This window comes from Novosphingobium sp. PY1, from assembly GCF_017312445.1.
In the GTDB taxonomy this organism is placed as follows: Bacteria; Pseudomonadota; Alphaproteobacteria; order Sphingomonadales; family Sphingomonadaceae; genus Novosphingobium.
In genome coordinates this window covers 1-9,236 of the sequence record NZ_BLTI01000030.1, presented here as the reverse complement: position 1 = coordinate 9,236, position 9,236 = coordinate 1, and the positions used below count along the sequence as shown (strand labels likewise).

Annotated in this window: 11 protein-coding genes; 10 read left to right on the top strand and 1 reads right to left on the bottom strand. The window is 63.4% G+C overall.

Going from position 1 to position 9,236, the window contains the following annotated elements; translation table 11 throughout:
* Nucleotides 1-468: 468 nt before the first annotated feature.
* Complete coding sequence (locus tag J3474_RS22435) at nt 469-1,518, bottom strand: LysR family transcriptional regulator (RefSeq protein ID WP_026108914.1); 1,050 nt, start codon at nt 1,516-1,518, stop codon at nt 469-471.
* A 32-nt stretch (nt 1,519-1,550) separates the two neighbouring features.
* Here J3474_RS22435 and J3474_RS22430 point away from each other — a divergent pair, with 32 nt between their 5' ends.
* From J3474_RS22430 to J3474_RS22385, 10 genes are all read left to right on the top strand, one after another.
* Nucleotides 1,551-2,696 (top strand): CaiB/BaiF CoA-transferase family protein, encoded by a 1,146-nt coding sequence (locus J3474_RS22430; RefSeq protein WP_026108913.1) that lies wholly within the window; start codon nt 1,551-1,553, stop codon nt 2,694-2,696.
* Between the two features lie 487 nt (nt 2,697-3,183).
* A complete protein-coding gene (locus J3474_RS22425; protein WP_017499963.1) occupies nt 3,184-3,510 on the top strand; it encodes a helix-turn-helix domain-containing protein in 327 nt (108 codons plus the stop codon).
* Nucleotides 3,511-3,596: 86 nt separating this feature from the next.
* On the top strand, nt 3,597-4,343 hold the full coding sequence (locus J3474_RS22420) for a LuxR family transcriptional regulator (protein ID WP_017499962.1): 747 nt from the start codon (nt 3,597-3,599) through the stop codon (nt 4,341-4,343).
* A 92-nt stretch (nt 4,344-4,435) separates the two neighbouring features.
* Nucleotides 4,436-5,050, top strand: coding sequence for an acyl-homoserine-lactone synthase (locus J3474_RS22415; protein ID WP_017499961.1), 615 nt, complete (start codon nt 4,436-4,438; stop codon nt 5,048-5,050).
* 5 nt (nt 5,051-5,055) lie between these two features.
* The gene (locus J3474_RS22410) at nt 5,056-5,937 is read left to right on the top strand and encodes a phytanoyl-CoA dioxygenase family protein (RefSeq protein ID WP_017499960.1); all 882 of its coding nucleotides are present in this window, start codon (nt 5,056-5,058) and stop codon (nt 5,935-5,937) included.
* A gap of 30 nt (nt 5,938-5,967) precedes the next feature.
* Nucleotides 5,968-6,279: a helix-turn-helix domain-containing protein gene (locus J3474_RS22405; RefSeq protein ID WP_081095412.1), complete on the top strand. Its 312-nt coding sequence runs from the start codon at nt 5,968-5,970 to the stop codon at nt 6,277-6,279.
* A complete protein-coding gene (locus J3474_RS22400; protein WP_017499958.1) occupies nt 6,272-6,793 on the top strand; it encodes a S26 family signal peptidase in 522 nt (173 codons plus the stop codon). Before J3474_RS22405 ends, J3474_RS22400 begins: the two co-directional genes overlap by 8 nt.
* Nucleotides 6,781-7,422: a lytic transglycosylase domain-containing protein gene (locus J3474_RS22395; RefSeq protein WP_017499957.1), complete on the top strand. Its 642-nt coding sequence runs from the start codon at nt 6,781-6,783 to the stop codon at nt 7,420-7,422. The genes J3474_RS22400 and J3474_RS22395 overlap by 13 nt, the downstream gene beginning before the upstream one ends.
* 66 nt (nt 7,423-7,488) lie before the next feature.
* Nucleotides 7,489-7,932, top strand: coding sequence for a hypothetical protein (locus J3474_RS22390; protein WP_136175471.1), 444 nt, complete (start codon nt 7,489-7,491; stop codon nt 7,930-7,932).
* Between the two features lie 515 nt (nt 7,933-8,447).
* Nucleotides 8,448-9,236, top strand: a 789-nt coding sequence (locus tag J3474_RS22385; protein WP_207095704.1) for an ArdC family protein, incomplete at its 3' end; no start/stop codon positions are given.

The window sequence follows — 9,236 nt, the reverse complement described above, 5'->3', positions numbered from 1 at the left end:
CAGCAAGGACTGATGCTTGGCTGATACGCGTGCCGGTGCCGTCACTGCTGCCAGCGCATCCACGCTGTTGCGTGTCACTGGAATCATCAGGACTGTGCAGGAATCTCGAAGAGGCTCTGAAAGATCCATAGGAAAGATACAGGACGTCAGTGCGTCGACATATTGATCAAACGGTGTGCATCAAGGAGCCGGGGGAGTCCAAAGACAGCTCAGAAATCGTTATGAATCAGCAGCCTATCACAACCCAATCACCAGCGAATCCCCCGACTGACGATTTTTGTGACTCAGTAAGATTAGCTTCTAGGCCATTTTCGAGGCGAGTGGAATCACCCGCCAACTCGGAAAATGCCCAAGATCAATTTGCTAGAGCATTTCCTGCCGGAAAGCCGGTTCCCACTTCTGCGCGAAATGCTCTAGCTGATCGCGACGGATGCAGCGGATTTCCGATCGCACCCCGCCCCCTTGCCGTTAATCCGATGATGCGGTGCGCCATGCCTGACGAACAAGGCTGACGAGCGCACGGCCAGCCGGTTTTACCTGCCAGCGGCTACGCACAGCATAACAAAGCGTCAATGGATCGAATAAACCGATTCCCTCCAAGGCCACGAAATTGGCGCGAAACCATGAGTTCTCGGTGAACTGTTTTGCAACCATCCCGATAGCATCGGATGTGGCAACGATCCGTCGAACCAATTGAAAATAGTCTGTCATGTGGATCCAGTCAGCGGGACGCTTACCGCTTTTTTCGTACATCTGCTGAATGATCGATGTGTAGGGTTCGGAAGATGAGGGCACTACGAATTCGAACTGGACCAGCGGCTCCTTGCTGGTCGGGTTTATCCCCAGAATGGGATGATTGTTCCGCACAAAAGGCAGTATTTCGATCGAGGCGACCCGCTCGCACTTGAATTCCGGCCAGCGTGCAAAGGCCGCTTCAAGTCCAAAGGCGACATCGATATCGCCGCGCGACAGGAGTCGCACGCCCCTTTCGCTGTTGCCCGAAACGACTTCGACGCGCACTGCCGGATGGCGCCGCAGCAAAGAAACCAGAGGTTGGGTGAGCAACCAGTCGATTGACCCTGGGAACAGTCCGATTCGAAGCGGGCCCGCATAGGCGTCGGCGCGGCGGGCTGTATCTCCGAGTAGTTCAGCTGCGTCGGCAAGCAAGCGCGCTGCGCGATCAATAAATTCGCGTCCCTCCTCTGTCGGCATCGCGCCCCGTGAGGTCCGATGGAAAAGGGAATAGCCAAGATGCCGTTCGAGTTCAGCGACACTCTTGGTCACCGCCGACTGCGTGACACCAACCGCATCCGCTGCCCTGGAGAAGGAACGAAGCTGACCAACCGCGACGGCATGCTTGAGGCGAGAATCGAGCATGGACATGCCCCACAGGAATAATTGCTCCAGAGAATGAATTAGGCGAATCAAGGTCATTTTGCCAATCTTACTTTCGACACTGCCGCCCAGCACGACTGCAACCCGTCTCGAAATCTGGAGCGGCGAAACGGCCTGGATCAAAGCGCCAAGGTCTCAGACGCAGGTATGCCTGAATGACGAAAACTGGTCCGCTTGCAGGCCTCAAAATACTCGAAATTGCGGGCATCGGCCCGGCGCCGTTTTGCGGAATGCTGTTGGCCGACCTTGGCGCCGATGTCGTCGTCATTGAACGCGTAAGCCCTAACTCCGAAAATATCGATCTTGGCAGCGGCGCCATTGTGAACCGCGGGAAACGTGTAATTGCCTTGGATCTGAAGTCCCCCGAAGGCGTCGCGCATGTCCTGGATCTCGTCCAAAGGGGCGATGTACTGATCGAAGGCATGCGGCCTGGGGTGATGGAGAGGCTCGGCCTTGGTCCCGAGGTTTGCCTAGCGCGTAACCCCCGCCTTGTATTCGGTCGCATGACGGGTTGGGGGCAGCAGGGACCTCTCGCCCAAGCGGCCGGCCATGACATCAACTATATCGCGCTGTCAGGAGCCCTTTGGTATGCTGGGCATCCCGGTGAACCGCCAATGGCGCCGCCAAGCCTGGTAGGCGATATTGGGGGTGGAGCGCTCTATTTGGCCATCGGCGTCCTCGCAGCGGCAATGCACGCGCGGGATACCGGGAATGGGCAAGTGGTTGACGCCGCGATCGTCGATGGGAGCGCTCACATGATGAACTTGCTCCTGAGCCTGAAGGCCGCCGGCCAGGTTGCCAGCATACGCGGCTGCAGCATCCTTGACGGCCCTCACTGGTACTCGACCTATCGGTGCGCCGACGGGAATTTCATCTCAGTCGGATCACTCGAGCCCAAGTTCTATGCGCTGCTTTGCAAAAAGCTGGGGTTGGCCGGCGATAGCAGTTTTGACGACGGCTATGATCGTGATGCCTGGCCCGAGCTCAAGCAGCGTTTTAGCGAGATATTCGCCATGCGGACACGGGAAGAATGGCGCACACTGCTGGAAGGCAGCGATGCCTGCTTTGCCCCCGTGCTTGATCCGGACGAAGCGGCGCGCCATCCTCATATGGCAGCGCGAGGCGTCTATCGGGAGATCGACAATATCCTCCAGGCAATGCCGGCGCCACGTTTTTCGGGCTCGTCACTACCGATCCCCGGACCGATCCCGCTGCATCATGAAGATCCGAGTACAATTCGGCGGGGCTGGAGCAAACCGGACCGCTGCGGGATTACCGCCAGAACCGACTGTTGCGAGTAGTCGGTTGGCATGGTGGGCGGCCAGCGGCCCGACACGAACGGTGATTTCATAACTATGAACCAATGCGACGCTCCGCTTCGCTGCGCTGCATTCAAATCAAAGGAGACAACGACACACAGGCACGTCAAACTATCCGATGATTCCTGTACGCCACGCCGGAACGGCGATTGCGGACGTGTCCACGGGACGTTGTTCGCATCGTGATTCGCTCGGCGCTTGAAATCAATGCTCGCCCCGGATGTGACGACGCCGATGGGATTTCCACTGCGGCGTCCACGGCCAATGTCCTGGCGTGAGGGCTTCGGTCATCGACCGATTCGACCGTCCGAATGCGGTCTTTTGGCGCGCCTGAGAATCCGCATCAGAGTTGAGTGCGCGTTGTTCGGGAATCTCATTTAAATATTTGTAAAAACGTAATAATATAGATAATAACTCCAACCTGTATCCAGTGTGGAGTAATGGTCGCAGGGCGTGAACTTACGCCCTTATGGATGCGTCGAAGTCCTTCAGTTTGAATCTCAGGAAATTGCGGCTTGCGATGCGCATCACGCAAGAAGCGCTCGCCCATGATGCGGGCACGAGCAGCTCTTATCTGAGTGCGATCGAAAATGGCCGGTCGAGCCCGACGCTGAAAGCAATGGAGCGGCTCGCGAAGGCACTCGGCGTTAATGCCGTCTATCTCTTGTCCGGCCGGATATCGATCTCGATCGTTTCGGACGACGAACTGGAAATCGGCGCGATACTGGCGCGCCCGGCGGTGACGCTCCGGCGCCATCCGCACAAGCCGACGGGGCGGCCGAGCAAGACCAAGTAAATCATCGGGGGCTGCACGCGCGTGGGCTGGAACCACGCGCCCGATAGACGCGCCCGCAACGCGCGCGTCGAAAGGAGTGCCCCTCGGTGCCGTTTCGCGACCTCGATGCCTATATTAAGCAGGCCAGGCGCGCGAACAGTGATCGCGAGCTGTTCAGTTGCAGCGAGGCCGCCGCACGCCAGCTCGGCCTCCCATGGCTCGCGATCGTCCAGAGCATGGCCTTCTTTCAGCCCGGTGGGCGATATTTCCGCATGGACAATTTCCAGAGCTGGGGCGACGTTTTCGTCGCCGAAGGCTATTACCGCGACGATCCCGCCTTGCTCGCGGCGCGCTCGACAAGCCGGGCGTTCTGCTGGCACGAAATGGAGCGACTGCTGGGCGGCTTCACGCGGCGACAGGCGCGCATCGTGCGCGAAGCCGCGCGTCATGGCCTGCGCAACGGCCTCACCGTTCCGATTGGCGTCGCCGGCGAGCCGCCCGGATGCTGTACGTTCGCAACGCGCGACGGGCAATTGCCGCCATCGCATATCTGCCGGATCGCGACGCTGATGGCGAGCGAGGCGTTTACCGAGGCGCGGCGCTTGCACGGCTTTCCGGCGCGCCCGCTGAAATTACCCCATCTCAGCCCAAAGCGGCTCGAATGCTTTCGCTTGGCGGCGATGGGCAAGAGCGACGTCGAGATCGGGATCATGATGAACATCGCCCCGACGACAGTGCGCACCTACATGCGTGACCTGCGCGAACATTTCGGAATCTATTCCCGCGCGCAGCTCCCGGCGATCGCGCTCGCCTGCGGAATCGTCTGCATCGAGGAGATCGTCCCGCGGTTCTGAGCGGGATCGCCGCATCCTCAATATTGACGACTGTTTGAGCCCTTCATCTCTGCTCCCTTCGCGACTGTTCAATTTGAACGGGAGCTACTGCCATGATCCATATTGTCAAAGGGTGCTCGCTTACCGATGCGCGCGCCGCCTCGATGTTCGAGGACCGCAAGACCCTGTTCGTCGATCTGCTGGGCTGGGATGTTCCGGTCGTCGGCGGCCGCTATGAAATCGACAGCTATGACGGCGACAAGGCGGTCTATCTGATCGCCACCGACGATGGCTGCATTCACCAGGGGTCGATGCGGCTGCTATCGACAGAGGGCGCACATCTTCTCGCCGATCGTTTCGCGTCGCTCTGCGAGTGCGATGCGCCCCGGGGGGAGCAGGTTCGCGAGATTACGCGACTTTGCCTGCCGCAACGATTGGGCGCCCCCGGACGCCTGCGTGTCCGCAACCGGCTCATCTCGGCGATGGTCGATCATGCGCTCGGCAGCGGAATCACCATGCTAACCGGCGTCGTGACCGCTGCTTTTCGCGAGGAGGTTTTGGCGATGGGCTGGCGCGCAGCGCCGCTCGGCCCCGCGCGCCGCATCGATGGCGCGTTCCTTGGAGCGTTCCGCATCGAGATCTGCGCCGGTACGCCTGCGCTGCTGGCGTCGAACGGCATCTATGTACCGGGTGCGATCACTCCCGATGCGGCGGCAAGAGCCGCGTGAAGGGAATGGCGATGCACGACCCCGCCCGCCTCGCCGCGATGCTGCTCGCCGACGGTTATGTCATTGTCGATAACGCCGTGCCGACCGAGCTAATCACCGCGCTCGAAGCCGAACTCGCACCGCGCTTCGTCGCCACGCCCTTTTGCGAAGGCGGATTCTACGGAGCCCGCACCAAGCGCTTTGGCGCGTTGTTGCGGCGTTCACGGCATATCGCCGGCCTTGTGCTGCACCCGATCATCCGCGGTATCGCCGAAACGGTGCTCGGGGAATGGTGCGATCGTATCGTTCTCAACCTCACCCAGGCGATCGAAATCCATCCCGGCGCGCTCGCGCAGGTGCCGCACCGCGACCAGGATCTCTGGGGCGGCGTCAAGACCGGGATGCACTATCAGATCAACGTCATCTGGCCGATCGATCCGTTCACGCTGGAGAGTGGCGCGACGCTGGTCTGGCCGGGCAGCCATCACGATGCGGCATCGCAACCGGGCGATGCACGTCCGGTCGCCGCCGAAATGCCACCCGGCTCCGCGCTGCTGTTCCTCGGATCGATCCTGCATGGTGCCGGCGCTAACCAGTCCGATCATGTGCGCCGCGCGGTCATCACCTCCTATTGCCTCGGATGGCTGCGGACGTTCGAGAATCAGTATCTCGTCTATCCGCCCGCCATCGCTCGAGCGTTCGATCCCGATCTGGCCGCGCTCATCGGCTATGCCCAGCATCGCCCCAATCTCGGCAATGTCGAAGGCCAGTGCCCGTCCGTGCTGCTTCACCGGGACGATATCGACGGCCTCCCTGCGATCGACGCGCTGCTCCCCGGCCAGGCCGACATGCTGGATGCCTATGTCGCCGAACAGGAAGCCGCGCGTGCGGGCCTGATCGGCGGGTAACGCGGGTTCGTCGGACCGGGCGCTGCACTCATGACACACGATCCAAACCCCGAAGCAGGCGGCGGCGCGCGAACACGGATCGAGGCGGATTCATCCGCTGTGGACGGTGGAGCCACGGCGTCGTCGGCCGCGGAGCGCGCTCGGCGGGCACGCGAGCATTGCCCGTTTCTGACAACCAAGCAGGCCGCGTTCCATCTCGGTCTCGCGGGGGACACGCTCAAGAAGATGCGCCGGGAGCGGCGCGGCCCGCCGTGCCGAAAGCATGGCACCGTCTGGCGCTACCATATCGACGATATCGAGGCCTGGTCGCGCGCGAACATGCGGGAGGGAGGCAATGGCTAGGCTGCTACCCTCCCGTCTGCCGGCTAAACCCACCGCGCTGATCGGTCTCGGCGCGGCCGCGCTGGCGACCACGATCGCGCTGCCGCCAACGCCGTGGCTGGTCTGGAACGCATCGGCCAGCGCGCCGATCGGTCTCTATGCCGTCAGCGGACGGCAGGACATCGCATCGGGCGACATGGTGCTGGTCCGGGTGCCCGACCGCTGGCGCCGGCTCGCCGCCGAGCGGCGCTACATTCCGATCAATATCCCGCTGGTCAAGCGCGTCGCGGCCGCGCCCGGCGATCGCGTCTGTGCGCGCGGGCGGGAGATCTATGTCAACGGCCACCCGGTGGCCGAACGCCGCGAAGCCGATGGCCGCGACCGTCCGATGCCGTGGTGGAATGGCTGCGTGATGTTGCGTTCGGGCGCATTGTTCCTGCTGATGGACAGCCCGGATTCGTTCGATGGGCGTTATTTCGGACCGACATCGCGCGGCGACGTCATCGGCGAGGTGCGACTGCTGTGGCTGGGCTGAGGGTCGCCATCACCGCCCTGGCGCTGCTGGCGGCGGCACCGGCTGACGCGCAGTCGGTCGTTCACTGGCGGCCCTATATCGAGGCAGCCTCGGCGCGTTTCGGCGTGCCGGTAGAATGGATCGAGCGCGTCATGCGCGCCGAGAGCGGCGGGCGCACGGTGCTGGACGGGCGCCCGATTACCAGCCACGCCGGCGCGATGGGACTGATGCAGCTCATGCCCGGCACCTGGTCCGAAATGCGCGCGCGGCTCGGGCTCGGACGTGATCCCCATAGCCCGCGCGACAACATATTGGCGGGGACGCTCTATCTTCGTCTGATGTATGACCGCTTCGGTTATCCCGGACTGTTCGCAGCCTATAACGCGGGACCGGCACGCTATGCCGAGCACGTGCGGACCGGCCGCGCGCTGCCCGGTGAGACCCGCGCCTATCTCGCGAGCGTCGCCGGAGTGCCCGTCAATTCCCGGTCGGCTGTCACGGCCGCCAGTGCAACGCCGCGTACCGTCAATGCCATCTTCTTCGCGATCGGCGACCGGCCCCCTGCCGGCCGGAGCGAAGCCGGTGCGGCCACGCTGTTCGTCGCGCTGCGATCGACGTCGCCCGAGAAGAACGCGCCAGACCGCCCATAGTGCGAGCCGATCGGGGCTTCATGCCGAATCGTGTTTCTGCTATGTTCCGAGCCTATGGAGTTGGTCGTGATGTTGCTCGGTCTGATCCTGTCCGCCACCGGCATCGTCCTCTTCGCCTGGGCGATGTTCCGGCTCGCCGTCTTCGCACTCCCGGTCGGGCTCGGTGCGGCCGCATTTCTGTGGGCGGGGGGTGGCGAACTGGGGCCGTTGCTCGGTCTGCTTCTCGGCCTCGTCGTCGGCGTCGCGGTCTTGCTGATCGGACGCATGCTCATCGCGTCGCGGTTGCCCGTTCCGCTTCGCGGAGCGATCGCGCTTCTCTTCGCCGTGCCCGCCGGGATCGCCGGCGGCAGTGTCGTCTCCAGCCTGATGCAGCTCGGCGGTGCGGGGCCGACCGCGACCGGCATCGCCGCGGCGGTCGGCGCGATCATCATCGCCGGTGCCGCCATGATGAGCCTGTTGCCCGCGATGACCGCTTGCACCGGTTCGAACGGATCCCCGCTGCACGGTTGATCTGTTGGGGCCAGTGGGCCGAGTGCTCGCTCCTCGTGTCACCGCGCGCATGGCGACCACGACGAGAGTGCTTCAAGACGGCAGGGTCTGACCTGACGCATCCGGGTTTTCAGGCGCCTCGCGCCTGCGGCGCGACCGCCGCTCTATTCCGCTAGGCTCACATCCGTTCGCCAAGCTCCACCGGGCCACGCTTCGCGCGTCCCGGCCAAAGGTGACGATCGGACTGGCGGGATGCCGGAGCCTTGCTCCGGCCTGTCGTCGCCGCGCCTGACCGGCGCGGCGGCATTTTTCGTTGGGCCTTCCCCTCGTCGCGCGGGTGGGCGGCGCTCCCTTCTGGGCCCGGCCCGGCGTCCCGCAAGCCGGCCTTCGACTGCGCTCGGGTCCGGCTCCTCCATTGCATTTCGGCCCTGCGGGTGCGGACCGCCTCCTGGCCGCGCCCGGCAGGTCGCAATTCGCCGCCCACCCCCGCTCCGGGGGAGGCCCTGGGGTTTTTGGGGCGGCATTGGAGGATAGCCATGCACCAGACCGGCAGCCAACGCGCGCGCGCAGAGGGCAGCAAACGCCAGCCCCCGGCGGAGCGCGCCAATCTTTACGACGAGGTGACGGGCCGCATTGTTTCCGAACTTGAGGCGGGCCGCTTCCCTTGGGTCCAGCCTTGGGGCCGCCCCAATGGTCAAGGCTTCTCCGCCGCCCCCGGCCTCCCGCGCAACGGGCTCACCAGCCGCAATTACAGCGGCGTCAATGTCCTGATCCTGTGGGGAGCAGTGATCGAGAACGGCTATCCGTCGCAATCGTGGCTGACCTTCCGCCAAGCCTTGGAGGCGGGCGGCAATGTCAGGAAAGGCGAGCGCGGGACAAGGGTTGTCTATGCCGACCGCTTCACCCCCGAAGCCGAGAAGGAACGCGCGCGCCAGACCGGCGGCGAAGCCCGCGCGGTGCCGTTCCTCAAACGCTTCACCGTGTTCAACGTCGCACAGTGCGAAGGCTTGCGCCCCGGCCTTGCCACCGACCCCGCACCGCTTCCCGAACGCCAAGTCGTGCCGATCGCCGAAGCGGTCATTGCGGCATCGGGCGTCGATTTCCGCATCGGTGGGGACAAGGCCTACTATGTCCCGAGCGCCGACTATGTGCAGGTGCCCCCGCAACCGGCCTTCCACGAACAGATCAATTTCTACCGGACGGCGCTGCACGAACTCTGTCATGCCAGCGGCCACCCGTCGCGCCTCAATCGCAATCTGCGCAATGCGTTCGGCAGCAAGGACTATGCGCGCGAAGAATTGATCGCCTTATCTGGACAGTCTGCG